Genomic DNA, 26468 nt, shown 5'->3' on the forward strand with positions numbered 1-26468 from the left:
GCTCGCGGCAGCCGGCGCGCTCGCGCCGCTGCCGGGCCCGCCCCACGGATGCCAGCGCCACAGCACGACTCCGAGAATGACCAGCGCCGCGACGATCAGTGCAATGGTGCGGCCGCGATGCCGCTTCACCGTGCCGGGCGCGCCGGCTTGCGCACCGCCGGCGGACGGTTGGGAAGCCGGGGCGGCGGGGCGTTGGGTTTCCGGATGCTTTTGTTGTTCGTCCATCGGTTCGGTCAGGTGGCTGGCTTTGTGATGTGAATTGCTCGCGCGGTTGCCATCGTTGAAGGGCGGCGGACCGCGCGCGGGCGGTGTGACAGGCGGTCTCGGCAGCGAGTGCGCCGTGCACGCTGAAGCGCGATGCTACCCGAGGCGCGGGACAGAGATGTTAACGCACCCAAAAGCGCACGCCAAAAGCGCAAGGCGGAATCATCATGGCCAGACAAAGCCCGCTTTCGACCGCGCCGAGGCTTGTTGCGCAAGCTTTCCGCCACAGGATGCGTGATCGTACGTTGCGGCATCTGTAACAGTCCAGCCGTCTATTTTTCGTTTGATTACGAAGGTTACAGGATGTTGGGATATTGTCGGCTGGGCGCGCGCGGCAGTGTAATGCGAGACGGCGCGAGGGCGGATGCGAGTGCAATGCGCGCCGCCGGACTTGCCATTTCAAGCCGTCTTTATGCGTCATTCGTTGAGCCGGCGCCCCGGCGAACCGCCGATTTCCTGCACGATCTTGTCGATGCATTCGAGCAGCGCGGGCGCCGCGTGCGAGATCAGCCAGTCGCGCGGGCACTGATCGGCCGAGCCGCCGCAATTGACCGCGTAGCGCTCGCCCGAAGGCCCGACGAAGCCGAGCGCGATCGCGTTCAGGCCGTCGTACCACTCGCCGGTGGCGATCGCGAAGCCGCGTTCGAGCGTGTCCCTGACCGCGCTTTCGAGTCGGCTCCCCAGGTAGCCCCAATCGTCGCCCTCGGCAGTCTGCAGGCCGGTGAGCAGCCGGTCGCGCTCCGGCTGCGCGAGCGCCGCGAGGTACGCGCGGCCGACGGCGGTGCGCGGAAGGCTCACGCGCGAGCCGATTTCGAGCCGCGACACGAGGACTGCGGAGCGCGGCCGGATCGTGTCGATGACGACCATGTCGTAGCGGTCGCGCACCGCAAGATGCACGGACAGCGCGGTGCGTTCCGCGAGCTCGATCAGGAACGGCCGCGCGCGGGCGCGAATGTCGAAGTTGCGCAGAAAGCCGTTGCTCAGTTCGAGCACCGACGATGTCAGCACGAAACGCTCGCTGTCGGGCAGCCGCAACAGGAAGCCGGCGCTGACGAGCGTCGCGGTGATGCGTGAGACCGTGGGTTTCGGAATTCCGGTCTGCTCGGTGAGCTCGCGATTGCTGAGCGGCGCGTGAGCGGCGGCGACGGCGCGCAGCACGGTCAGGCCGCGGGCGAGCGCGGTCACTTCGTCGCTCGTGCCTTCTTTCTCTTTGGTTTGGGCGGCTTCGATCTGGGTACGGGCGGGGTGATTCATCGTTTTCTGGAACTGTATTTCAGATTATGTGTGCGTAACCCGCTGGTGGCTGGTGGGCGAGACGGCGTCATCGTCTCCACTCCGCGCATAAGCTTACTTTTCATAAGAAGATTCATGGTATCGGAATAAATTTCCGGAACACGCCGGGCCTTCTTATATTTTGCTTGACTTGGTCAGCATAACCATAAAAAATGGAACTTCATTTCGAAAATGATTTCAGCTTCCGCGTTCGCTGTTCACATTATGGGTTTAATGTGAATTGACAGGATTTGTCGTCGACAGGCTACGGCGATTTTCCCGGTTTTCGGCGGCTTCGTTTTCGAATCCCCTCTCTCAGGTTCTAGCACGGCCCTCGGAATGGCTAGAACTTTTTTAAAGCGTCACGGCAACGTGACGCTTTTTTTTTGATGTTTTTCATCAGCGGCGATTTTGCGCCGGTTATCGCTTTACTTTGATATTGCCGACGGGCCGCATCAGTTAAGGGGCATCGAAGGCGGTGACATGGCGAAGCGTGATGCCCCGCTCAATTGTCGGGTCGATTTTCTGGATGAATTGCCGGTGGGTTTTTCAACTCACTGGATGCATCTCCGATACGCTTTACGTGATCCCGAACAGGATTTTGTCGAGCGCGGAGCAATTAATAGCCGGACGGCGCGCTACGACTATATTTCTCGCGACGATCTCAACGCGCCAGCAGCGAAACAGTCGCGATTCCGAGAATCGTCATGACAAGCGAAGCGCTCACGTGAATCACGACTTCGCCCGCCGCCCAGCCGAGCCGGCCGTCCTGCAGACGCTGCACGACTTCGGCGGAGAAGGTCGAGAACGTGGAGAGTCCGCCCATCAGGCCGGTGATGACGAAAAGCCGCCATTCCGGCGCGACTTGCGGCACGCGCGCGAAGCCCGCGATCGCGACGCCGATGATGTAGCCGGCGATCACGTTCGCGGCGAACGTGCCGAGCGGCATGCCGCTAAAAATGCCGTTCAGGCGAATGCCGAGGAACCAGCGGAACAGCGAGCCGAGTGCACCGCCAATGGCGACAGCGAGTAAGGACCAGTACATGGAGAGGTACGGAAACCGGAGTGTCGACAAACCGGTTCATGCGGGCGAGCCGATGCCGCGTCCGCATAGCCGGGCGTAGCAGGCATCATCAGCCCCAGGGGCGGTTAACGGAGAATGCCATCTCCAGCGGCGAAGTCTAACATCGGCACGGGCATTTGGGGACAGGCGGGCTGCGGCGGTGACGCGCAGCGACGGCATTGCGTATCCGCCGCCGGGCTCGCCACGCGGACGGACACTGCGCCCGGCGCCCTCTCACTCCGGCGTCGCCGAAATTTTGTGGATCGACAGATCCGCGCCGTTGTATTCCTCTTCCTGGTCGAGCCGCAGGCCGACCGTCATGCGGATCAGGCCGTACACGACCGTGCCGCCGAGCCCCGACACGACGATCCCGCCGAGGGTGCCGATCACCTGCGAGCCGAACGACACGCCGCCGAGGCCGCCGAGCGCGTGCGTGCCGAAGATGCCGGCCGCAATGCCGCCCCATGCGCCGCACAGGCCGTGCAGCGGCCACACGCCGAGCACGTCGTCGATGCGCCAGCGGTTCTGCACGCAGGTGAACATATAGACGAACAGCACGCCGGCGATGCCGCCCGTCACCAGCGCGCCGAGCGGATGCATGATGTCCGAGCCCGCGCACACCGCGACGAGCCCCGCGAGCGGGCCGTTATACGTGAAGCCGGGGTCGTTGCGGCCGGCGAACCAGGCGGTCAGCGTGCCGCCGACCATCGCCATCAGCGAATTGACCGCGACGAGACCGCTGATCTTGTCGAGCGTCTGCGCGCTCATCACGTTGAAGCCGAACCAGCCGACTGTCAGCACCCATGCGCCGAGCGCGAGAAACGGAATGTTCGACGGCGGATGCGCGGCGATGCCGCCGTCGCGATGGTAGCGTCCGTGGCGCGCGCCGAGCAGCAGCACGGCCGGCAGCGCGACCCAGCCGCCGAACGCATGCACGACCACCGAGCCGGCGAAGTCGTGAAACGGCGCGCCGAACACGTGCGCGAGCCAGCCCTGGATGCCGAAACGGTTGTTCCAGACGATCCCTTCGAAGAACGGATAGACAAAGCCGACCAGCACGAAGGTCGCGAACAGTTGCGGGTTGAATTTCGAGCGTTCGGCGATGCCGCCCGACACGATCGCGGGAATCGCGGCGGCGAACGTCAGCAGGAAGAAAAAGCGCACCAGTCCATAACCGTTGTGCTGGGCAAGCGATTCGGCGCTGCCGAAGAACTGCACGCCATATGCGATCGTGTAGCCGATGAAGAAATACGCGATCGTCGAGACCGAAAAGTCCACCAGAATCTTGACCAGCGCATTGACCTGATTCTTTTTGCGTACCGTGCCGAGTTCGAGGAACGCGAACCCCGCGTGCATCGCCAGCACCATGGCGGCGCCGAGCAGAAGAAACTCGGTATCGGCGCCGGATTTCAGACTTTCCATCGATGTGTCCCGCTTATGCCAAAAAAGTGCGCTATGCGAGCAAGAAGCGGGCCAAAGTTGTGCCGATCGCATCGACACGGTGCAGTCTGGCACCGGGATGGGATCCGATGATGATCTGAGTGTTTCGGAATGAAGCGCGATCCGCACCTTAACGGTGACGATAAGCACAATATATGTGCATATAGCCAGGATCGCACCGGAGATGATCCAACTCGGGGCGCAATATTCGATTTTAATTACAGCTTTATTCCGCATGCTGACGGCCGATGCCCGTGGTGTGGCGGCACTGCCGCCCGCGTCGGCACAGACGCCCGCCGCGACTCGTGCCCCTCTTTGTCTTCCCGCCCAAACGCCGACATAATGTGCCGACCCCGTGCATGATCCGCCGGCTACTTCCTCCAATGTGCACGCATGAGACTGACCACTAAAGGCCTGTTGCTGATCGCGATTCCGGCCGTCTTCGAACTGGCGTTACTTTCCGGGCTGGTGAAGGCGCAGGCCGACACGACGCAGGCGGAGCGCTGGGCGATGCATAGCGAGGACGTGCTGCGTCAGACCACCGCGATTCTCGATCCGGTGCTCGTGGAGTCCGTCGCGTTGCGCGGCGCGGTGCTCGCCAACGACACGCATTTCACGACGCCGGTCGCGGCCTGGGTGGACGTCGACCGGCGCATCGATCAACTGGCCGAGCTCGTCGCCGACAATCCCGCGCAGGTCGAGCGCGTGGTCGAGGTGCGCCAGGCGGCGCAGGCGTACCGCCAGTGGTCGGACCGGATCCAGGACATGCTGCATGCGGGGCGCCGCGCCGATATCCGCGAGCGTTTTCACGACCTCTCCGACGTCGACGTGCTCGATCGCTTCCGCGTGCAGGTCACCGCGTTCCAGGCCGAGGAGCGGCGTATCGACACGCTGCGCGCGAACGCCGCCAGCGCCGCGCGCGAGCGGCAGCAGACGCTGATCGTCGCGGCCGCGCTCGGCTCGCTGCTGTTCGTCGCGCTGGCCGTGTGGCTGTTCACGCGCGGCGTGCGCGGCCGGCTCGCGTTGCTGTCGGACAACGCCGGGCGCCTCGCCGGCAACGAGCCGCTTGCGCCGATCGGCGCGGGCCGCGACGAGATCGCGCGACTCGATCTGACGTTGCACGAGACCAGCCGGCGTCTGCTCGAAGCCGAGCGCATCGAGGCGCGTTTTCATGCGGATCTCGAACGCCGCGCGGCCGAGCTCGCGAGCATCAACGAGACGCTGCGGCAGCAGACCCAGGAAAACGAAATGTTCATCTACAGCGTGTCGCACGATCTGCGCGCGCCGCTCGTGAACCTGCAGGGCTTTTCGAAGGAGCTGATCCGCGCGTGCGACGAGCTGCGCGTGGCGGTGCGCGAATCGTCGCTCGCGGCGGACACGCGGCGGCGGATCGAGCGGATCGTCGAGGAAGACATCGGCGAGGCGCTGCATTATCTGCAGACCGCCGTGCTGCGCGCGTCGCACATCATCGACGCGCTGCTGCGGCTGTCGCGCGTCGGCCGCGTCGAGTACCGGCGCCAGAAAGTCGACGTGCGCGACATCGTGCAGCGCGTCGTCGATGCGATGCAGGGCTCGATCCGCGCGCGGCGCGCGCGCGTGACCGTCGGCGAACTGCCCGCGGTGTGGGGCGATCCGACCGCGCTCGAACAGATCTTTGCGAACCTCGTCGGCAATGCGGTCAATTATCTGGATCCGGCGCGCGCAGGCCGCATCGAAATCGGCACGACGCCCGCGCCACCGGGTGTGCATTCACTGCGCATCTTCTATGTGCGCGACAACGGCCTCGGCATTCCGGCGATCGCGCTGCCGCGTCTTTTCAGTGCGTTTCAGCGTCTGCACGGCAATGCGACGGCCGGCGAGGGCATCGGTCTCGCGCTCGTGCGGCGGATGGTCGAGCGGCACGGCGGACGCGTGTGGGCGGAATCGAAGGAAGGGGCGGGCACGACGTTTTATCTGTCGCTGCCCGAAGCCGGGTTGGCGGCGGCGAATGCGGGAGCGAGAGAGCCGGCGGCCGGGCGGCGGCCGGAAGCGGCCGCGGGTCAGCTTTCACGCGACAAGGGGAGCGGGCGGGCGCAGGCGGATGCACGCGAAATCGCCAATGGAGTTGGCCGATGAAGTTGCGGCGAGCGCCGAACGCGCTCGCCGCCGGACTCAGTGCTCGATCCGCGTGCCGAGCACGACGAAGAACTGCCGCAGCCACTCGGGATGCGCGGGCCACGCGGGCGCGGTGACGAAATTGGCGTCGGTGATCGCGGCGTCGACGGGGATGTCGGCATACTCGCCGCCCGCCAGCTTCACTTCGGGCGCGCAGGCCGGATACGCGGAAATGCGCTTGCCGCGGATCACGTCGGCGGCGGCGAGCAGTTGCGCCGCATGGCAGATCGCGGCGATCGGCTTGCCCGCCTCGGCAAATTGCCGAACCATGTCGATCACCTTCGGATTGAGCCGCAGATACTCCGGCGCGCGGCCGCCGGCAATCGCGAGCGCGTCGTACTGGCGCGGATCGATGTCGTCGAACGTTGCGTTCAACGTGAACTGGTGGCCCGGCTTCTCGGTATAAGTCTGATCGCCCTCGAAATCGTGGATCGCGGTCTTCACACGCTCGCCCGCCTTCCTGTTCGGGCAGACCGCGTCGACGACATGGCCGACTGCCTGCAGCGCCTGAAACGGCACCATCGTTTCATAGTCCTCGGCGAAGTCGCCGGTCAGGAACAGAATCTTCTTTGCCGCCATCGTATGCCTCCAGTTGATCAACGAAACACTGCGCCGAGGTCCGCACGGGCATCGACGCGAGGAGATGCTGACAGATGCTGGTTGATACTCTGGCAGTCTACTCCATCATGTTTGACAGAACCGCGACGAGGTGGGGCGGTGACTGGGGCGCGCGGCGCTTCGGCGGTATCATTGGCGCGTCTTCGCATGCACGAGCCGCCCCGCGCGGCTCCTACCCAAACATGATTTCAGCTCTTTCCTCGTCGTTGCCGCGCCGCGTGGCGTGCATCCTCTTCGTCTTCGGCGCGCTGGCCGCATGCCAGAAGAACGACGCGTCGGCCGGTCAGGTCGCCGGCAAGCTCGACGATGCCGCTCAGGCCGCCGGTCAGAAGCTCGATCAGGCGGCGAGCTACGTCGGCCAGCAGGTCGACGCGACCCGCTCCGCCGCGCAGCAGAACCTCGAATCCGCGTCCGCGCCGTCGATCAGGATCGATCCCGCCGCGCTCGCGTCGAGCGCGCAGGCCAATCTGCAGAACGCGGCGAGCGCGGCCAACGCGCAGCTCGGCAAGGCTGCGTCGATTACCGGCCAGGGTCTCGAAGTGGCGGGGCGCAAGCTGCAGTCGTGGTCGGCGCAGAATTCGGCGTCAGCGGCTGCGGCGAGCGCCTCGACCAGCTCCGCCGATTCTTCCGACGCACAGAAGCAGATGGACAAATGACAGGCGCACGGTTCCATTCCGCGGTTTGACGGCGGAGATAAATGTAATTACCATGGTTACATTTTGTCGTTGCCGGGCGGATTCGCTGTGAACACGAGTAGCCGGTTTGCATTTGCCGTGCATGTGCTCGCACTGCTGTCGTTGCAGGGCGGTGTGCCGCTGTCTTCGGAAATGATCGCGGGCAGCGTGAACACGAATCCCGCGCTGATCCGTCGGCTGCTGGCCATGCTTGCACAAGCGGGACTGACCACGTCGCAGCTCGGCTCGGGCGGCGGCGCGCTGCTCGCGCGGCCGCCCGAGCAGATCACGCTGCTGGAGGTGTATCACGCGGTGGAAGATGCTCAGTTGCTCGCGCTGCATCGCGAGGATCCGAATCCGGCGTGCATGGTAGGACGCCATATCCAGGGCGTGCTGCGCGGTGTCATCGACGAAGCGCAGCGGGCCATGGAGGCATCGCTTGCCGCGCGCACACTCGCCGATACGACGGCCGACGTGGTGCGGGCGGAAAAGCAGCGCGAGCGCAGGCGTCGCGCGCAAGCGTGACGCCGCGGGAATGAGCGGGCGGCAATAAACGGCAGAAGGCGGACAGAAAGCAGTATCGGTGGCGCGTGTCGGGCGGTTGCGGCACGCGCGCCTGAAAAAACGGACGGGGTGAACACCCCGTTTTTTTCCACTCTATATGTAACTTTTGTGGTTACATATATCGACATCAGGAGTACGGTGAAATGAGCCAGCAACTCAAGATCGCATTGTTTGGAGCAACCGGCATGATCGGTTCGCGGATTGCCGCCGAGGCCGCGCGTCGCGGGCATCAGGTGACGGCGCTCGTGCGCGACCCGGCGCGCGTGCCGGCCGGCGTCGCGAATCTGCACGCCGCGCGCGCCGATCTGCTCGACGCCGCGAGCGTCGGCGCGGCGGTACGCGGTCACGACGTCGTGGCGAGTGCGTATGCGCCGCCGCCAAGCGACCTCGCGACGCTCAGCAGCGCGACGCAGGCGCTAGTCGAGGGCGTGCGCGCGGCGGGTCTGAAGCGCCTCGTGGTGGTGGGCGGCGCGGGCTCGCTCGAAGTCGCGCCGGGCAGGCAACTGGTCGACACGGAAGGTTTTCCGGACGCCTATAAGGCAATCGCGCTCGCGCACCGCGACGCATTCGACTACTACCGCGGCGTCGCCGATCTCGACTGGACGTTCTTCGCGCCGGCCGCGCTGATCGCGCCGGGCGAGCGCACCGGCAAGTTCCGCACGGGCGCCAGCACGCTGATTGCCGACGCGGATGGCAATAGCCGCATTTCCGCGGAAGACTATGCGATCGCATTCGTCGACGAACTGGAACAGGGCCGTTTCATCCGGCAGATCGCGACGGCGGCGTACTGACGGGGACCGGTGCCGGCGGCGTTGCGCTGCCTTACGCCCGCAGCACGCGAATGCATAATGCGTGATGCGTGATGCGTGATGCGTGATGCGTGATGCGTGAATGCGTAAAGCCGTCGCCCGGCCGGCATACATTCCACCGCACACCCATTACCGCCCGCGCAAGCACACTAACAATCGGTTACGCATGTTCGGGCGCGCCGGGCGCAACTGCGGCTACACTGGCGTCTTCCGTTTTCTTGCGGATTGCCATGCAGTCATGCCCGTTGCGGCGTGAGTCCGAGGCTGCGCCGTCTGATGGCGCGCAGCAGCCGGCGACCCGCGCCGCCCCTCATTTTTCCTCCGACCCCACCGCCCGCACGACTCGCCGCGCGTCCAGCGGTGACATCCGCGCGTGCATGTCAGCGAGATTCGGCACATGGATCGCCGCGCTGCTGGGCGCCGCGCTGCTGCTGTGCCTCGGCGCAATCCCGTTACAGGCCGAAGCCGCGGGCCCGGTGGTCGGCACCGGCACGCCGGTCATTCCGGCATTGCAAAGCCTCATCAACAGCGCGACGGTGACAGCGGCGGTGCCCGCGTCGGCGGCTTCGGGCGCATCGGCGGCCGACGCGGCCTCCGCGCCATCGCCCGCGAGCCAGGCGGAACTCGCGCGCTCGCTCGACAGCGTGATCAGCACGCTCGACAACGACCGCCAGCGCGCCGCGCTCGTCAGCCAGTTGAAGAAACTGCGCGACGTATCGCAAAACGCCGCGCAAACCGTCGGCCCGGCTGCGCCGGTGCAACCGAGTCCCGGCCTGCTCGGCGCGATCGCATCGGGCATCGCGTCGTTCGAATCCGACGTGCATCAGGGCCGCACGCCGGTGCGCTACTGGAGCGGGCGCGTCAACGCGGCCGGCAACGAGCTCTTCACGATCGTCTCGGGGCAGGGGCGCGAGAGCCTCGGCCGCATCCTGCTGTCGATGCTCGCGATGCTGGCCGGCTGGGGTGCATGCGCGGGCGCGCTGATCTATCTGCAGCACCGCTTCTACCGGCGCTTCGGCATCGATGTCGGACTGCGGCCGAACCCGACCACGCGCGAGCTGCTGATCTTCGCGCTACGCCGCGTCGGCCCGTGGATCATCGCGTTTCTCGCCGCGCTGCTGTTCGTGCGCGCGATGCCCGATGCGCTCGGCCGCACGCTCGGCATGGTCGTCGCGTATGCGATCGTCGCGGGCGCGGTGTTTTCGGCGATCTGCCTGATCATGTTTTCTCTGTTCGGCTCGGGGCACCGGCGCGTCGCGGTGCGTCAACTGATCGATCACGCGCGGCGCGTGCTGTTCGTGATCGGCGTGTGCGGCGCGCTCGGCGACGCGGCCGTCAATTACGACGTCGCGCATCAGCTCGGCCCGAATCTCGCCGCGCTGATTTCGACCGCGGCCAACATGACGGCCGCCGTGCTGACCGGTTATTTCGCGGTCGCGTTCCGGCGCCCGGTCGCGCATCTGATCCGCAACCGGCCCTACGAGCAGCGCAACGACCACAAGGCCGCAACCGACGCGTTCGAGGTGCTTGCCGCGCTGTGGCACGTGCCGGTGCTGGTGCTCGCGGCCGCCTCGGTGGTCGCGACGTTTGGCGGTTCGGACTCGAGCGAAAACGTGCTGCAGATTTCGATCGTCACCGCGCTGTTGCTGGTGCTCGCGTTTTTCCTGTCCGCGATCGTGCTGCGCATGACGCGTCCGCGCAGTGCCCGCGCGCGGCGCCGCTCACCGTATCTGACGCGGCTGCTGCGCTTTTGCGGCACGCTGTTCACGCTCTTCATCTGGCTGTTCTTCTTCGAACTCGCGGCGCGTTTGTGGGGCGTGTCGCTTGCCGCGATGGTCGAGAAAAACGTCGCGGCGCGCGGCATCGCGCATGCGGTCACGGCGATCGTCGCGACCGTGTTCATCGCGTGGCTGCTGTGGATTCTGATCGACACCGCGATCACCGAGTCGCTCAATCCGGGCAGCGCGCGCAACAAGGCGCGCGCCCCGAGCATGCGCGCGCGCACGATGCTGCCGCTCGTGCGCAACGTGCTGCTGGTGACGATCATGACGATCGCGGGCATCGTCACCGCCGCCAATCTCGGTATCAACGTGACGCCGCTGCTCGCGGGCGCGGGCGTGATCGGTCTCGCGATCGGCTTCGGCGCGCAGTCGCTCGTGACCGACCTGATCACGGGCCTGTTCATCATCATCGAGGACACGATTTCGGTCGGCGACTGGATCGATGTCGACGGCGGACACGCGGGCACGGTCGAGCATCTGTCGATTCGCACCGTGCGGCTGCGCGACGGGCAGGGCGCGATCCACGCGATCCCGTTCTCGCAGATCAAGATCGTGAAGAACCTGTCTCGCGATTTCGCGTATGCGGTGTTCGAGGTGCGCATGTCGTTCTCGACCGACGTCGATCAGATCATCCAGTTGATCCGCGAGGTCGGCGCCGATCTGATGGCTGATTTCCGCTACCGGCGCGAGATGCTCGGGCCGATCGAGGTGTGGGGGCTCGACCGCTTCGATCCGAACTGGATGGTCGTCAAAGGGCAGATCAAGACGCGGCCGCTCCAGCAATGGAGCGTCGCGCGCGCGTTCAATCTGCAGCTCAAGCGCAAGATGGACGAAGCGGGGATCGAGATTCCGGTCGCGCAGATGCGGGTGTACACGTCGTCGAAGGATAGCGAGGGCGAACCGTTGCGCGACGATGAGATGACCGGCTTCGTCGCGCCCGTGGAGGCGCGGGAGAGCCGGCATGCGCATGGCGAGTCGCGTGGGGAAGCGCATGAGCGGGCGCGAGGGAGCGCGCGCGATCAGGCCGAGGAGGCGGTGTCGGCCCGCGCGCATGAAAGGACGTACGAGCAGACCCATGAAAGGGTGCACGAGAATGCGCACGCGGGGGCGCACGAGCCGGGCGGGATCGGTGCTTCGCCGCACGTGTCGGCGCAGGTGCCGCTTGCGCCGGCACGCGACGTGTCGCATGAGCCGCGTCCGGCGCCCCCACCGACCGGACAGACCGCGCCGATTCCGCCGCAGATTCCGACAGCCGGCGATGCGGGCGGCAAGAGTTGACGGGGTGAGAATCTGATCAGGCGTGCGGCGCAATTATTTCAACTGATCGACTTCAATTGATGCCGGCCCGCGCCGCGACGCGCCCGGCGTTGGCCCGTCAAACCAATGCCGCCGCGTCGGCCACGCGCACGATGTCATTCACATGGGTGCCGATCCGCGCGCCTTCGACGCCGTAGACATGCAGCGACACGGCCGGCGCGTCGCTGCTGTTGCCGAGCCGATGAATCGCGCCGCGGCCGTCGCGCACGAACGACACCGCGCCGCGTTGGCGCGCCTGCGAGCGCAGCGCGCTCGCGCAATCCCGCGCGTCGTTCCATTCGTAAATCGTCTCGCTGAGCTTGCCTTCGACCACCGCGTAACCGCACCACGTGTGATGCGCGTGCACGGGGCTCGCCTGGCCCGGCTGCCAGACCAGCGCGGCGATCGCGTAACGGCCGTACGGATCGGCGGCGAGCAGATGGCGGCGATAGCCAGTGGCCGAGCCTTCGCGTTGCGCCGGTTCGAGCAGGGCCGGATCGGCGGCCGCCTCGGCGAGCGCGAGCCGCATGCCGCGCGCGAAGAACGTCGAATGCGACGGCTCGGGAAATTTCGCGCAGGCCTCGAACATCGCGTCCAGCGTGTCGCACAGCCGCTCGAGCGGCGTGCGGCCGTGGCGGCTCGGCATATGGACGGACGTTGTGCCGGTGGGCATCCCGGCCGGTTCCGCCAGCGTGGCGAGGAAGTGGGAAGTGCGCTCGAAAGCGCTGGCGCGAAGGTTGTCGCTCATGGTCGTGGTGCAGCGTGCGCGCTGCCTGTCGGCTATTTTCGGTATCGATATTTATACCCGTTTGACCGGAGAAAGAGTTTTCATATAATTCCCTCGAGGCTCTAAAAAGTAGAATAATTTCCTATATGGAGTGTCCCATGGGTATGGATATCATCGATCGCAAGCTGCTCGAACTGTTGCAGGAAGACGCGACGATGCCGATCGCCGAACTCGCGCAACGCGTGAACCTGTCGCAGACGCCGTGCTGGAAGCGGCTCCAGCGGCTCAAGGAGGCGGGCGTGATTCGCGCGCAGGTGGCGCTGTGCGACGCGCGCAAACTGGGCGTCGGCACGACGGTGTTCGTGGCGGTGCGCACCAACCAGCACACCGAGGCGTGGGCCGCCACGTTCACGCAGGCGGTGCGGGACATTCCGGAGGTGGTCGAGGTTTACCGGATGAGCGGCGAGACCGACTATCTGCTGCGCGTGGTGGTGTCCGATATCGACGACTACGACCGTATTTACAAGCAACTCATCACGACCGTGCCGCTGTACGACGTGAGTTCGAGTTTTGCGATGGAGCAGATCAAGTACTCGACGGCGTTGCCGGTGCGGTACACCGTGTAAGCCTAACCTTTGTCGCGTATCAGGGGTGCCGCCGCATCTTTTTGTCCCTGCCCGGAATTGTCTCGAGAGGAATTTGACGAGACCTGATAAATGACCTATTATTAAATCTTTAAATGGGTCTTTCTAGGCGCCAGCCAACGACTTCATGAGGTCCGTGCTCTTCTGAAGACGAAACGACGCAATATTGGCGGCTAAATTGGCTGAGAGGTAATACCCCGATGGAAAGCATTCTTGCCCGCACATCGATTGGCATCAGCGAGCTCAAGGTCAATCCGACTGCTGCAATCGAGCAAGCTGATGGACCGGTCGCCGTGCTCAACAGAAACAAACCGGTCGCATACCTGATCCCGGCCGTGGAATGGGAAGCGATTTGCGAGAGGCTTGAAGACATCGAGCTGGCGGAAATCGTCAGGGCGCGCAGCGGCGAAACTGCTGTGAGCGTGAAACTTGAAGACCTATAGTCTGCAGTTTTTGACGTCCGCCCGAAAGGAGTGGGACAACCTCGACAACACGGTGCGCCAGCAGTTCAAGCGCAAGCTTGCGGAAAGACTGGAAAATCCGCGTGTCGAGTCGGCGCGCTTAAGCACGATGCCAGACTGCTACAAGATCAAGCTTGCGGCATCAGGTTATCGACTCGTGTATCAGGTAGTTGATAGCACCATTACTGTTACTGTGGTGTCGGTAGGCAAGCGCGAGCGAAGTGCCGTCTACGCTGCGGCGATAGCTCGATTGAAGTAAAAAAGCTCGCTTCGGCGGGCTTTTTTCATTTAACGATGCGTTTTTTGCAGTGACGTGAAAATCGCGGATGACACACAAGTGATGTATAGAGCGACGCACGATGCGCGGCGCATGGGGTAGGTGCGCCGCTTGCTGGGTTGAAGGTGAGCGCCACGCGTCCCGCTTCATTGCCGGTGCTGTCGACTGCAAGCCGTGTGCAAGCTCAGTGGGCGTAGAATTCCGCCTTCCCCGACCCATCCGCGACCGCGTCGCGAACCGAGCCTGCTTCATGAACAAACCGCCGCGCAAGAAGAACCCGACCTTGGGCATCGCCGTCTTCATCGTGGTGGCGATCCTGCTGGTGATTGCCACGCTGTTCTACAACGCGATCCGCGAGAAGGACGAGTTCGACAGCCAGAACGCGCAGGCGCCGTCGGTGACGTCGCAGGCCGCGGCGGCGGCGAATGCGATGAAGCCCGCGAGCGGCGCCGCGCAGTAACGCGAGCCGCTTCCCTCCCGTTTTATTCCTCCGGCAGCCGGATGATGCTCGCATCCTTGCGAATCTGCGCCGACGCCGCCAGCATCTGCTTGCACTGGTGAGCGAGCTGCTTCATGTCGTGCACGGCATCGGCCGCATAGTCCGGCGATTTCTCCGTTTCGACGACCATCGCATCGAGTTCGCGATTCATCAGCTTGATCTGCTCGCTCTGCTCGCCGGGCAACGCGATGCCGGCTTCGGCCGCGGTGAGGTTGTCGCGCACGAGGGTGAGCGCGCGTTGCAGCGGCTGTAGCGAGATGTCCTCGACCTGCTGCTGTTGTTGCGCGGAGGTGCGCAGCAACGGGGCAGCGGCGGTGATCTGCGACGCGAGCACGTGGCTGCGCACCAGCAGGCCATTGAGTTCCGGCACGAACTTCTGCGCGGACTTCGGCTCGAGCATCATCCGCTGGAACGCCTGGCCCAGATTCGCGAACGCGACGTGGACGTTCTTGCGCGCGAGCCGGTAGCGGTAGTCGCGATCGAGCGCGGTGGCCGCCGCGGCGGCCGCGGCCGATGCGCCGCCGGCGGGTCGCGCGGTCGCGTTGCTGATCGTGGTCGTGGCGGTGTCCGTGGCGGCATCGGCCGCGCTCGTGTCGATGCCGGTGTTCGCGACCGGCCGTGCGGCCACGCTGGCGCTGGCACCGGCGCCGCCATCAGCGCCAATGCCCGCCCCGGCAAGCGCGGTTCCCCCAAACCCGATCGCCGGATCCGCCATCGCCGCCGCCGGCGCGCGCGCGCCGGCTTCCGTCACGGCGGTCACGACCGCCGCGGCCGGCCTGCCGCTCCACCACCAGCTCGCTTCCAGATACTGCCGCGTCGCGCTGATCATGTTGTTGACGAGCTTGCCCATCAGCCGGTATTCCCAGTACGGGAACAGATGGCTCGCCGCGATCGCGATCGCGCAGCCCACGACGGTGTCGATCGCGCGCTCGCCGATGATGCGCATGCTGCCCGGCGCGAGCAGATGAAACATCATCAGCACGTACGACGACGTGAACACCACGCTCGCCGTGTAATTGAACAGCAGCAGGCTGTAGCTCATCACCATCGACGCGAACATCACCACCATCAGGATGTGCGGCTCCTTTACGAAGATGATCAGCGCGATGCTCGCCGCGCAGCCGATCAGCGTGCCGATGATCCGCTGCCCGTTGCGCTGCTTGGTCAGCGAATAGCCGGGCTTCAGGATGATGACGGTGGTCATCACGATCCAGTACGCGTTCGTGAGCGGCAGCAGCCGGCCGAGCCAGAAACCCACGGCGACCGCGATCGTCACGCGCAGCGCGTGGCGAAAGCTCGGCGAGGCCATCGTCAGATTCGAGAAGATCTGCCCGAACGGCACGCGGCGGCTCGACACGAAGCGGGTGAGCGCCTCGTCGATGCGCAATTCGGTTTCGGTCGCGCCCGGCTCGGTCGTGAGGCTGCGGCGCATCTTGTCGATCAGCCGCGTGGCGCTCCAGATGCGCCGGAAGTTCGACGATACCGCCGAATACGCTTCCGGGTTCTGCGCCGGCAACGCCTGCTTGCGCATCAGCTCGATTTCGTACTCGATCGCGCGCAGTTCCGCCTTCACGTTCACGCGCCGGCGCGGCGCCTGGTTCTGCAGCACCGCGAGGCCGATCTCCTCGAGATCCTCGGCCGCCTTGCGGATCAGATCGCGATAGAACACCAGCAGATCGGAGCCGCCGAACGTACTGCGCACGAGCGTGTAATCGGTTTGTGCGCCGACGAACAGCTCGTGCAGATCGACGGTATTGATGAACAGGTTGTACAGCATCGCGCGGCGCGGTTCGAGCTCGCCGCGCTTCAACGTCGGCAGATTGCGCAGCACGATGTCGCGCGCGGCGTCCTGGCGCTCCACCGCGGAGATCTGCTTGTCGACGAGGTTGCGGTAGCACTCGTCGAGATCGTTGTCGAGGTCGTAAAACGCGGCGCGCGCGAGCAGATAGTCGGCGCACGCGAACACGCTTTCGGCGAGCGCCTGCTGCTCGATGCGATGCATCATCCAGCGGCTCACGAAAGTCGACCAGTACGTGTACCAGAGGCCGCCGAGCAGGATCCACGACGCGTTGATGAGCGCCTGCATCGGCGTGAAGTGCTCCTCGAGCGTCATGATCATCATGAACAGCGTCGCGAAGCTGATCTGCGGCCAGCGGTTGCCGTACACGACGATCAGCGACAGCACGAAGGTGAGCGGCACGACCGTGCACCACAGCGCGACCGGATTGACGGTGGCAAGCCCGGTGGCGAGCGCGGACAGAAAGCCGATCACCGTGCAGGCTAGCATCTCGTTGTGCTTGTACTTGAGCGGGCCCGGCATGTCGACGACGCAGGCGCCGAGCGCGCCGGTCGCGATCGTGAAACCGAGTTCGCGGTTGTGAAACACGATCAGGCACAGGATGGCCGGTAACGACACGCCGACCGCGATGCGCAGGCCGCCATAGAAATACTGGCTATAGAGGAATTTTTTTATTTCGACCGAATAGCGCATCGACTACCTGAAATCCATTCACCGAGAAAGCCGCAGTTGAAAAGACAACTCGAAACTGCCGTCGAGTCTAACTGATTTTGCGCGCGTTCTGACCTTGGCCATTCGGCCAGGTTATGCCCTGGGAGCGCGTTTGTTATGCTGTCGCTTCAATGTCCGCCGTGGCTCGCGCGCGCCGCTCGCGAGCCACCCGCGTGTCACATCTCACCCGGAATCCATGCTGCAGCTCTTCTACTCGAACCGCTATGAAACGCTGGTCGGCGCGCTGCTCGACGACCTCGCGCGCGCGCCGGCCGACCCGTGGACCGCGCAGCCCGTGATCGTGCCGAGCGCGGCCGTGCGCAGGCGGCTCGAGCTCGATATCGCGACGCGCCGGGGCATCTGCGCAAACATCGACTTCTGTTACCTCGCGCAATGGCTGTGGGCGCAGATCGGCGGCGTGATCGAGGTGCCGAGGCATTCGCCGTTCGCGCCGGACCGGCTCGTGTGGCGCTGTTACCGCCTGCTCGGGACCGGGCCTGACGCGCACGAAGCACCGCCGTGGAACGCGTCGCCTCGTCTGCGCACCTATCTCGATGCGGCGGATGCGTCGATGCGCTACGAACTCGCGCGGCGCGTCGCGACCGTGCTCGATCACTACCTGACGTACCGTCCGGAATGGCTGTTGCAGTGGCAGAAGGGCGGCTCGATCTTCGCGAGCGGCGCAGCCGACAAAAGCGCGGACGATACCGGCCCGCGCCTGAGTGGCGCGAGCGAGGCGGCGCGCGAAGACGAGCGCTGGCAGGCGGCGCTGTGGCGCGCGGTGCTCGCGGAAGTCGCGCAAGCGGCGCGGCCGGTCACGGAACACATGGAACACACGGGACACGCGCACTCGCCCGCGGCCGCGCTGCCGCCCGCGTACCGCTTCCTCGATCAGATCGGCACGCTCGATCTCGAGGCGATCTCGAATGCGCGCTGGCCCGAGGCGGTCAGCGTGTTCGCGCTGCCGACCATGCCGCCGCTGCATATCGCGCTGCTGCGCGCGCTGTCGCGCTGGGTCGACGTGCGTCTGTACGTGATGAATCCGTGCCGCGAGTTCTGGTTCGACGTCGTCAGCGAAGCTCGCGTGCAGGCGCTCGATGCGGCCGGGCAGCTCGACTATCAGGAAGTCGGCCATCCGCTGCTCGCCGAGTGGGGCCGGCAGACCCAGGCCCAACTGCACATGCTGCACGAGCTGACCGAGAGCGCCGCGTCCGCCGAGACCGGCGACTTCACTGAAAACCCGGAGCCGAGCTGGCTCGCGGCGGTGCAGAACGGCATCCTCGATCTGCGCGCGGAGAGCGACGCGGACGAACCGCCGCTCGAGCGCGGCATCGAGGTGCACGTCTGCCATAGCCTGTCGCGTCAGCTCGAAGTGCTGCACGACCGGCTGCTCGGCTGGTTCGACGAGTTCGACGATCTGCAGCCGTCCGACGTGCTCGTCGCGGTGTCCGATCTGGCGGCAGCCGGTCCGCTGATCGACGCGGTGTTCGGCACCACGCCGGCCGGCGACACGCGCCGCATTCCGTATCGGATCACCGGCCTGCCGCCGTCGCAGGCGAATCCGGTCGCGCGTCTGCTGCTCGACTGGCTCGCGCTGCCCGAGCGCAGCGTCGGCGCGCCGGATCTGATCGAATGGCTGCGCGTCGACGCGATCGCCGTGCGTTACGGGATCGATGCGAATTTGCTCGAAGTCGCGCAGGAATGGCTCGCGGCGGCCGGCGCGCGGCGCGGGCTCGCGCCGCTCGAACCGGTCGGCGAAAACGTGCCGGTCGCGCGCCATACGTTCGCGGATGCGCTCACGCGGCTCTATCTCGGCTACGCGATGCCGGCAGGTGGCGAGCCCGTCGACGCCTGGCTGCCGGTCGAAGGCGCGGGGGGCTCGGACGCGGAACTGCTCGGCCGCCTGTCGCGTTTCGTCGACGACATCGACAGCTTCGCGGCGCAGTGCGCCATCGAGCGGCCGCCCGCCGAATGGGCGCGGCTATTGCTCGAAACGCTTGCGCAGTGCTTCGACGGCGGCGTCGAGTTCGCCGAAACGCTCGCCGCCGTGCGCGACGCGATCGGCGCGATGAGCGACGCGATGCAGGCCGGCGCGCACGATGTGCGATTGCCGGCGTCGGTGGTGCGCAGCGCGCTCACCGAAGCGCTCGACGACCCCGCGCGCGGCGGTGTGCCGTGGGGCAGCGTGACGTTTTCTTCGCTCACGAGCCTGCGCGGCTTGCCGTTTCGCGTCATCTGCCTGCTCGGCATGGACGACGGCGTATTGCCTTCGCTCGCGCGCGCCGACGAGTTCGATCTGATGGCCGCGTTCGGCAAGGCCGGCGACCGCCAGCGCCGCGACGACGAGCGCAACCTGTTCCTCGATCTGCTGCTCGCCGCGCGCGAACGGTTCTTCATCGCGTACACCGGCCGCAGCATCCGCGACAACGCGCCGCTGCCGCCGGCCGCGCTCGTCGACGAACTGCTCGATCACCTCGCGCGGGTGTCGGCGGGCGAGGGCGCGAGTCCAGCGGAAGTCGATGCCGCGCGGCGCGAATTCATCGTCGAGCATCCGTTGCAGGCGTTCGCGTCGGACTATTTTTCATCGAAGCCCGACCTGTTCACGTACGACGCCGATCGTGCCGAACTGGCGACGCTGCTCGCCGAGCCTCGGCATCCGGCCGCCGCGCCGTTCTTCGACCAGCCGCTGCCGCCGGAAGACACCTGCGAGGTCGAATTCGACGACTTCGTGCGCTTCTGGCGCCACCCTGCACGGGCGCTGCTGCGCGATCGCCTCGGCATTGCGTTGTCTGACGCGCAAGGTGAATTGCTCGACACCGAACCGTTCGAGCTCGATTACGCGGGCCGCGACACGCTCGCCGGACGTCTGTTGCCGGTGCTGCTCGACACCGATAGCGAGGACGAAGTCATGTTCGAGCGTGTGCGGCGCGTGGCCGAGGCGAGCCCCGAGCTGCCCGGCGGCGCGACCGGCGCGGTATGGCGCGCGCGCGAACTCGCCGCGTTGCGGCAACTGGCAACGAGCGTGCGTCGCGAGGTGGCGTCCGGTGTCGAGCGTTTGCCGTTCGTGCTCGACATCGCGCCGCGCTGGCCCGATAGCGCCGATAGCACGGACTTCCCCGTCGCGCTGTTCGGCGCGCACGACGCGGCGTTGCGCGAGGCCGCCGAAACGCCGCTGCAATTGCGCGGCACGTTGAACCTGCTGACCGGAACCGGGCAAGTGATCTTTCGTTACGCCAAAGCCACCGCGCGCGACTATCTGTCCGCGTGGCTTGCGCATCTGGTCTATTGCGCGGCGCAGCCGGATGGTCCGCGCCGCACCGTCTGGCACGGCAGCGGTGACAGTTTCGAACTCACACCGGTCGCGGCTCCCCTCGACGAACTCGCGCCGCTCGCCGCGTTGTTCAAAGCCGGCCGCCGGCTGCCGCTGCGCTTTTTCCCGAAAAGCGCGTGGACCAAAGTCAGCGAAAGCGATTCGGCCGCGCAAGGCGTGTGGATCAACGATCGCGTGCGTGGCGAAGCCGACGACCCTGCATTGCGCATCGCACTGCGCGGCACGCCGCTCACGCTCGACGAACCGTTCGGCAGCCTCGCCGCGATCGTATTCAAGCCGTTGATCCAGCATCTGCGGAGCGCATCATGAGCGCCGCGCCGCGCCACCATGCGCTGATCGCCGATGAGCTCGACGTGTTCGCGTGCCCGCTCGACGGTGTCAACCAGATCGAAGCGTCGGCCGGTACCGGCAAGACGTGGAATATCTGCGCGCTGTACGTGCGCCTGCTGCTCGAAAAGAATCTGAACGCGGATCAGATTCTGGTCGTGACGTTCACGAAGGCGGCGACCGCCGAACTGCACGAGCGCATTCGCGGCCGTCTCGCGGAATTGCATCGCGCGATCGAGATGGACGACGATGGCGGCGATCCGTTCATTCAACGGCTGTTCGAAACGACGCTCGCGCCGCAAAGCGGCATCGGGCGCGACGAGGCGCTGAAGGTGGTGCGCCGCGCGCTGCGCACGTTCGATCAGGCCGCGATCCACACGATTCACGCGTTCTGTCAGCGCGCGTTGCAGGAGGCGCCGTTCGCCGCCGCGATGCCGTTCGCGTTCGAGATGGAAGCCGACGATGCCGCGCTGCGTTTCGAACTTGCCGCCGATTTCTGGCGCGAGCAGGTCGAGCCGATCGCGCATGCGCATCCCGCGTTCGCCGCGTGGCTGGTGGCGAAGCGTGCCGGCCCCGCGTCGCTCGACGAGCAGCTCGCGAGGCGTCTGAAAAAGCCGCTCGCGCAATTGCGCTGGGGCCGTGTGGACGCGGACGGCGCGGGTGTCGACGCGCAAGCCGGTTTCGATGCCGCGTGCGCGATCTGGCAGGCTGAGCGCGACGCGATCGTCAGTCTGCTCGCCGCGGCACAGGAGCGGCTGAGCAAGACCACGCACAAGCCCGATCACGTGAGCGCGGCGATCGCCGCGTGGACCGATTACTTCGCGCAGGGCGACTGCCATGCGCCGCCGCCGCGCGCCGCGTTGAAGCTGACCGCGTCGGCGTTGAAGAAGGCGACCAGAGTCAAGTTCGAACCGCCCCAGCACCCGTTCTTCGAGCATGCCGAAGCACTCGCGGCCGCCGTTGCCGCGGCGGAAGCCGCGCAACGCGCGCGCTGGCTCGCGCTCGTGGAGACCTGGCTCGACTACGCGCCGGCCGAACTGGTGGCGCGCAAGCGCACGCGCCGCGTCGTCTCGTTCGACGATCTGCTCGCGAACCTGTATCGTGCGCTCGCCGCGCATGCGTGGCTCGCCGATGCGTTGCGCCGCCGCTATCCGGCCGCGCTGATCGACGAGTTTCAGGACACCGATCCGCTGCAGTTCGCGATCTTCAGCCGTATCTTCGCGCCGGCCGGGCCGCTGTTTCTGGTCGGCGATCCGAAGCAGGCGATCTACAGTTTCCGTGCGGCGGATCTGCACACCTATCTCGCCGCGCGCGTGTCCGCATCCGCGTGCTACACGCTCGCCGTCAACCAGCGTTCGACCGCGCCGATCGTCGACGCCTGCAACCGAGTTTTCGAAGCCAACCCGCGGGCGTTCGTGCTGGAAGGGCTCGACTATCAGCCGGTGCGCGCGGGCGAGCGGCGTCGCGCGCCGTTTGTCGATCCCGATGCGAGCGGCGGCGATTTCCGCATCTGGACCTTGCCGCAGGGCGAGGCGGCGCTGACCAAACGCGCCGCGCAGCGCGCCGCGAGCGAAGCGTGCGCGGCCGAGATCGTGCGCCTTCTGCGCGGCGCGCGCGAGGGTACGGTAACGATCGGCGACAGGCCGCTCGCGCCGGGCGACATCGCGGTGCTCGTGCAGACGCATAAGCAGGGCAGTCTCGTCAAACGCGTGCTCGCGGCGTGGGGCGTCGGCAGCGTGGAGCTTGCGCAGGCTTCGGTGTTCGCGACGCCCGATGCCGAGCAGATCGAGCGTGTGCTCGCCGCGATCGACATGCCCGGCGATCTGCGCCGTCTGCGCGCCGCGCTCGCGACCGACTGGCTCGGGCTCGACGCCGCCGCGCTATGGCGTCTCGAGCAGGTCGCCGACGCGCCGGCGCCAGTCGACGACCCGGCACAGGCGGCGGACGCGATGGGCTGGGTCGAGCGTTTTTCGCGCTACCGCATGCTGTGGCACGAGCGTGGCTTCGCGGTGATGTGGCGTACGCTGATGCGCGAGCTGCGCGTCGCGCAACGGCTCGTCGCCGGGCCCGATGGCGAGCGCCGTCTGACCAACGTGAATCACCTCGCCGAACTCGTGCAGGCGCGCGCGGCCACGCAGCCCGGCATCGCGCCGACCTTGCGCTGGCTCGCCGCGCAGCGCGAGCAGGGTGGCGGTGAAGAGGCGCAACTACGGCTCGAATCGGATCGCAATCTCGTGCAGATCGTGACCGTCCACAAGTCGAAAGGCCTCGAATATGCGGTCGTGTTCTGTCCGTTCCTCAACGACGGCGGCTTGCGCGAGCCGCCGTCGTCCGGCTTGCCCGATGCGCGCGAATATCACGACGAGACCGGCGACGCGGTGCTGCACTACGGTTGCGACGACGACGAGGCCGAGCGCGCGTCGCGTTACGCGGTGCGCGAGCAGGCGGCGGAGCGCGCGCGCCTCGTTTATGTGGCGCTCACGCGCGCGGTGTATCGCTGTTATCTGGTCGTGGGCACATATCTGTCGTCGCGTTCGACGAAGGAGTCGCGCCGCAGCGTGCTGAACTGGCTCGTCGGCGGCGCGGGCCACACGTTCGACGCGTGGCTCGCCGAGCCGCCCGACGAAGCCGCGTTGGCCGCAAGCTGGCAGGCGCTCGCGGGCGGACCGGTCACGTTGCGGCCGCTGCCCGAAGTGACGCGTCCCATACCGCTCGAAAGCCTGCAGGATCACGGCGCGCATCTACAGGCGCGCGTGCATCGCCGGCCGCTGCGCGATCAGTGGCGCATGGCGAGTTTCAGCGGCCTGATCGCGGCGGGTGGCCGCGGCGGGGACGCTCACACGCGTGCGCCGCAGGAGGACGTGCGACCCGATCACGATGAAATTGCCGACGCGCTCGAAGCGGCGCCGCTGCTTGTACGGGGGGTGGCTGCGAACGCGCCGGCACATGCCGCCGACGACATCCTCGCGTTCCCGCGCGGCGCGGCGGCGGGCGACTGCCTGCACCGCATGTTCGAACTCGCCGATTTCACCGACTCGCATACATGGCCCGACGCGATTCGCGGTGCGCTGCGCGAGCGTCCTGCGCCGGCCACGCCCGAACTTGCGGCGCGCTTGCCCGCGATGATGCATCGGCTGATCGGCGACGTCGTCTCGACCGAACTCGTGCCGGGCATGACGCTCGCACAGCTCGACCGGCACCGGCGTCTGAACGAACTCGAGTTTCTGTTCGCGGCGCCGTCGCTCGATTTCCCGGCGCTGCGCGAATTGCTGATCGAATACGGCTATCCCGACGTCGCGCTGGAGCCCGGCGTGCTGCGTGGTTTCGTCAAAGGATTTATCGACATGATCGTCGAGCACGACGGCCGCTTCTGGATCGTCGACTGGAAATCGAATCATCTCGGCGACACCGTCGCCGACTACGCCGCCGCGCCGCTCGAAGCGGCAATGGCGAGCCATGCGTATCACCTGCAGGCGCTGCTCTATACGGTCGCGCTGCATCGCTATCTGAAAACGCGCGTGCGCGACTATGCGTACGACACGCATGTCGGCGGTTATCTGTATCTGTTCGTGCGCGGCGTGCGGCCGGATTGGCGCGATGCCGATGGCCCGGCCGGTGTGCATCGGCGGCGGGCACCGTTTGAGCTCGTTGCGCTGCTCGACGCGGCGATGATCGGGGGTGGCGCATGAGCACGCTCGAACAGGGCGCGGCGCCGCCGCCAGGCCTCGATGACATCGGCGTCAATCTGCCCGCGCCGGCCGACTTCAGTATCGCGCTCGCCGAAGGATTCGCGCGCCGTATCGGTATGCTCGCGCGGCGCGGCGGCGCATCGTCCGATGCGGTGAGGTGGGCCGCGCGCGGCGCGTTTGCCGCGAGCCGCGCGACCGCCGAAGGTCACGTGTGCGTACCGCTCGCGGTGCTTGCGAGCCGCTTCGACGCGTCGAGCGCCGAGGTGCGCGCGGCGCTGCTCGCGAGCGGGATGGCGAGCAGCATGGCGGACGGCAGCGCGCGGAGCGCGGCGGCGTTGCTGCCGCTCGTGATCGACGGGCAGGGGCGGCTGTATCTCGCGCGTTACTACGATTACGAGCGGCGTCTGGCGCGCGCGCTCGTTGCGCACGCAAGGGGTGAAGGGCGCGTGACGGATGCCGATATCGAGAGCGATCCCGCAGCCTTGCGCGAACGTCTGCTGCGCTACTTCGGGCCGCCGAAAGACGATGAGGTCGACTGGCAGCGCGTCGCGGCCGTGATGGCGCTGTCGGGACGGCTCACGATCGTCAGCGGCGGGCCGGGCACCGGCAAGACCACGACCGTGGTCGGCGTGCTCGCGTGCCTGATCGATGCGCGCGCCGATCTGCGCATCGCGCTCGCGGCGCCGACCGGCAAGGCGGCGCAGCGGATGCAGGAAGCGTTGCTCGCGCGCGCCGGGGATCTGCCGCCCGAACTCGCCGCGCGTTTGCCGCAAACCTCGTACACGCTGCATCGTCTGCTGGGCTCGGGGCCGGGCGGGCGCTTTCGCCATCATCGCGACAATCCGCTGCCGTACGACGTGGTCGTGATCGACGAGGCATCGATGATCGACGTCGCGATGGCGACGCATCTGCTCGATGCGATCGCGCCGCACACGCGTCTCGTGATGCTCGGCGACAAGGACCAGCTTGCCGCGGTCGAGGCCGGCGCGGTGTTCGCCGAACTCAGCGCGCGGCCGGCGTTGACGGCTCACGGGTTGCGGCGCGTCGCGCAGGCGCTCGACATCGACGAGGCGCGGCTTGCGAAGGCGTTGCCGCGCGCGTCGCGTGAGCGTGATTTCGATCAGACGCCCGAAGCGCGGGAAGTTTTCGAAGCCGAACCGCCGGGTGATCTGTTCGACGGCATGGAGCCCGCTGCACGCGAATCGGCCGAGCCGGTGGGGCTGCCCGCGAACGAAGGAAACCCGCTCGCCGACTGCGTCGTCTGGCTCGAACGTAATTACCGCTTTGGTCTCGAATCGCCAATCGGCCGTCTATCGCTCGCGATCCGCAACGGTTCGGCGAGCACCGCGCTCGAGATCTTGCGGGTCGAGCCGACCGAAACCTGCGCGGCGGCGCTGCGCGAAGACGCCCACACGACGCTGGCCGAGCACACCGTCGCGCGGCTCGCCGCCGGCTTCGCGCCTTATGCAGACGCACTCGCCGCGGCGCTCGCAACCGATGCACCCGACCCCTTGCCGCTGTTCGACGCGTTGAACAGCTTCCGCATCCTGTGCGCGACACGCGTCGGGCCGCGCGGCGTCGATCAGGTCAACGCGGCGATGGCGGCCCAGGTGCGCCGCGCCGCGGGCGTCACGCTCGCGATCGGCGCGCAGTGGTTCGCTGGGCGTCCGGTGATGGTCACGCGCAACGACTACGCGCTGGGCCTGTTCAACGGCGACATCGGCATTGCGCTGCCGGGCGCGGGCGGCGCGCTGCGCGTGTATTTCCGCTCCGGCGACGGCGGTTTGCGGGCGGTATCGCCGGCCGCGCTGCCGCCGCACGACACCGCGTTCGCGCTGACCGTCCACAAGTCGCAAGGCTCGGAGTTCGAGCATGCGGTGCTGGTGTTGCCGTCGGTGTTCAGCCGGGTGTTGTCGCGCGAGCTGGTGTACACGGCGATTACGCGGGCGCGCGAACGCGTCGAGGTGATCGGCGCGCCCGCGGTGCTCGCGCAGGCGATCGCCACGCCGACGCAGCGCGATTCCGGTCTGGACGCACGCATCGCGGACGCATAGCGTTACTGAGGTCGA

At 66.6% G+C, this 26468-nt stretch carries 18 protein-coding genes, 1 pseudogene and 1 riboswitch; of the genes and pseudogenes, 12 read left to right on the top strand and 7 right to left on the bottom strand.

The genetic code is table 11. The features are described from left to right. The 4 genes and pseudogenes from QM685_RS33330 to QM685_RS33345 form a co-directional block, all read right to left on the bottom strand. A pseudogene (locus tag QM685_RS33330) lies at window positions 1–225 on the bottom strand (multidrug transporter subunit MdtA); the annotation flags it as partial. Between the two features lie 456 nt (window positions 226–681). Then, on the bottom strand, window positions 682–1518 hold the full coding sequence (locus QM685_RS33335; RefSeq protein WP_415123511.1) for an IclR family transcriptional regulator: 837 nt from the start codon (window positions 1516–1518) through the stop codon (window positions 682–684). A gap of 682 nt (window positions 1519–2200) precedes the next feature. Then, window positions 2201–2581 carry a fluoride efflux transporter CrcB gene (gene crcB / locus QM685_RS33340; protein WP_415123512.1) on the bottom strand — a complete coding sequence of 127 codons (381 nt, stop codon included), beginning with the start codon at window positions 2579–2581 and terminating at the stop codon, window positions 2201–2203. A 72-nt stretch (window positions 2582–2653) separates the two neighbouring features. Next, window positions 2654–2715, bottom strand: a riboswitch (Fluoride riboswitch). Window positions 2716–2833: 118 nt separating this feature from the next. After that, window positions 2834–4021, bottom strand: coding sequence for an ammonium transporter (locus tag QM685_RS33345; RefSeq protein ID WP_415123513.1), 1188 nt, complete (start codon window positions 4019–4021; stop codon window positions 2834–2836). Between the two features lie 411 nt (window positions 4022–4432). Here QM685_RS33345 and QM685_RS33350 point away from each other — a divergent pair, with 411 nt between their 5' ends. Next, window positions 4433–6154 (top strand): sensor histidine kinase, encoded by a 1722-nt coding sequence (locus QM685_RS33350; RefSeq protein WP_415123514.1) that lies wholly within the window; start codon window positions 4433–4435, stop codon window positions 6152–6154. A gap of 36 nt (window positions 6155–6190) precedes the next feature. On the opposite strand, the gene QM685_RS33355 is transcribed toward QM685_RS33350, so the two are convergent. Beyond that, window positions 6191–6772: a DJ-1/PfpI family protein gene (locus QM685_RS33355; RefSeq protein WP_415123515.1), complete on the bottom strand. Its 582-nt coding sequence runs from the start codon at window positions 6770–6772 to the stop codon at window positions 6191–6193. Window positions 6773–6993: 221 nt separating this feature from the next. Between QM685_RS33355 and QM685_RS33360 the strand changes: the two genes are divergently transcribed. From QM685_RS33360 to QM685_RS33375, 4 genes are all read left to right on the top strand, one after another. Further along, a complete protein-coding gene (locus QM685_RS33360) occupies window positions 6994–7467 on the top strand; it encodes a hypothetical protein (RefSeq protein WP_415123516.1) in 474 nt (157 codons plus the stop codon). A gap of 87 nt (window positions 7468–7554) precedes the next feature. Further along, on the top strand, window positions 7555–8010 hold the full coding sequence (locus QM685_RS33365) for an Rrf2 family transcriptional regulator (protein ID WP_415123517.1): 456 nt from the start codon (window positions 7555–7557) through the stop codon (window positions 8008–8010). Window positions 8011–8192: 182 nt separating this feature from the next. Continuing rightward, complete coding sequence (locus QM685_RS33370) at window positions 8193–8840, top strand: NAD(P)-dependent oxidoreductase (RefSeq protein ID WP_415123518.1); 648 nt, start codon at window positions 8193–8195, stop codon at window positions 8838–8840. Between the two features lie 248 nt (window positions 8841–9088). Beyond that, window positions 9089–11917 (top strand): mechanosensitive ion channel domain-containing protein, encoded by a 2829-nt coding sequence (locus QM685_RS33375; RefSeq protein ID WP_415123519.1) that lies wholly within the window; start codon window positions 9089–9091, stop codon window positions 11915–11917. Window positions 11918–12014: 97 nt separating this feature from the next. Here the strand turns inward: QM685_RS33375 and QM685_RS33380 are convergent, their stop codons facing one another. Further along, window positions 12015–12608 carry a cysteine dioxygenase gene (locus tag QM685_RS33380; protein ID WP_415123559.1) on the bottom strand — a complete coding sequence of 198 codons (594 nt, stop codon included), beginning with the start codon at window positions 12606–12608 and terminating at the stop codon, window positions 12015–12017. Window positions 12609–12820: 212 nt separating this feature from the next. Between QM685_RS33380 and QM685_RS33385 the strand changes: the two genes are divergently transcribed. The 4 genes from QM685_RS33385 to QM685_RS33400 all read left to right on the top strand — a co-directional run bounded on the left by QM685_RS33385 (window position 12821) and on the right by QM685_RS33400 (window position 14504). Further along, entirely contained in the window at window positions 12821–13288 is a 468-nt protein-coding gene (locus tag QM685_RS33385) for an Lrp/AsnC family transcriptional regulator (RefSeq protein WP_415123520.1), read from the top strand. A gap of 218 nt (window positions 13289–13506) precedes the next feature. Beyond that, window positions 13507–13749, top strand: a complete 243-nt coding sequence (locus tag QM685_RS33390) for a type II toxin-antitoxin system Phd/YefM family antitoxin (RefSeq protein WP_415123521.1) — start codon at window positions 13507–13509, stop codon at window positions 13747–13749. Beyond that, window positions 13736–14026 carry a type II toxin-antitoxin system RelE family toxin gene (locus QM685_RS33395; RefSeq protein WP_415123522.1) on the top strand — a complete coding sequence of 97 codons (291 nt, stop codon included), beginning with the start codon at window positions 13736–13738 and terminating at the stop codon, window positions 14024–14026. The genes QM685_RS33390 and QM685_RS33395 overlap by 14 nt, the downstream gene beginning before the upstream one ends. Window positions 14027–14294: 268 nt before the next feature. After that, on the top strand, window positions 14295–14504 hold the full coding sequence (locus tag QM685_RS33400) for a hypothetical protein (protein ID WP_415123523.1): 210 nt from the start codon (window positions 14295–14297) through the stop codon (window positions 14502–14504). Window positions 14505–14526: 22 nt separating this feature from the next. Here the strand turns inward: QM685_RS33400 and QM685_RS33405 are convergent, their stop codons facing one another. Continuing rightward, window positions 14527–17034 (bottom strand): FUSC family protein, encoded by a 2508-nt coding sequence (locus QM685_RS33405; protein WP_415123524.1) that lies wholly within the window; start codon window positions 17032–17034, stop codon window positions 14527–14529. A 214-nt stretch (window positions 17035–17248) separates the two neighbouring features. Between QM685_RS33405 and recC the strand changes: the two genes are divergently transcribed. The 3 genes from recC to QM685_RS33420 are packed head-to-tail and all read left to right on the top strand — an operon-like array spanning window position 17249 to window position 26453. Next, complete coding sequence (gene recC / locus QM685_RS33410; protein ID WP_415123525.1) at window positions 17249–20692, top strand: exodeoxyribonuclease V subunit gamma; 3444 nt, start codon at window positions 17249–17251, stop codon at window positions 20690–20692. Then, complete coding sequence (gene recB, locus QM685_RS33415; protein ID WP_415123526.1) at window positions 20689–24399, top strand: exodeoxyribonuclease V subunit beta; 3711 nt, start codon at window positions 20689–20691, stop codon at window positions 24397–24399. The genes recC and recB overlap by 4 nt, the downstream gene beginning before the upstream one ends. Continuing rightward, window positions 24396–26453, top strand: coding sequence for an AAA family ATPase (locus tag QM685_RS33420; protein ID WP_415123527.1), 2058 nt, complete (start codon window positions 24396–24398; stop codon window positions 26451–26453). The genes recB and QM685_RS33420 overlap by 4 nt, the downstream gene beginning before the upstream one ends. Window positions 26454–26468 lie beyond the last annotated feature (15 nt).

The sequence above is a fragment of the Paraburkholderia sp. genome (genome assembly GCF_047605525.1).
In the GTDB taxonomy this organism is placed as follows: Bacteria; Pseudomonadota; Gammaproteobacteria; order Burkholderiales; family Burkholderiaceae; genus Paraburkholderia.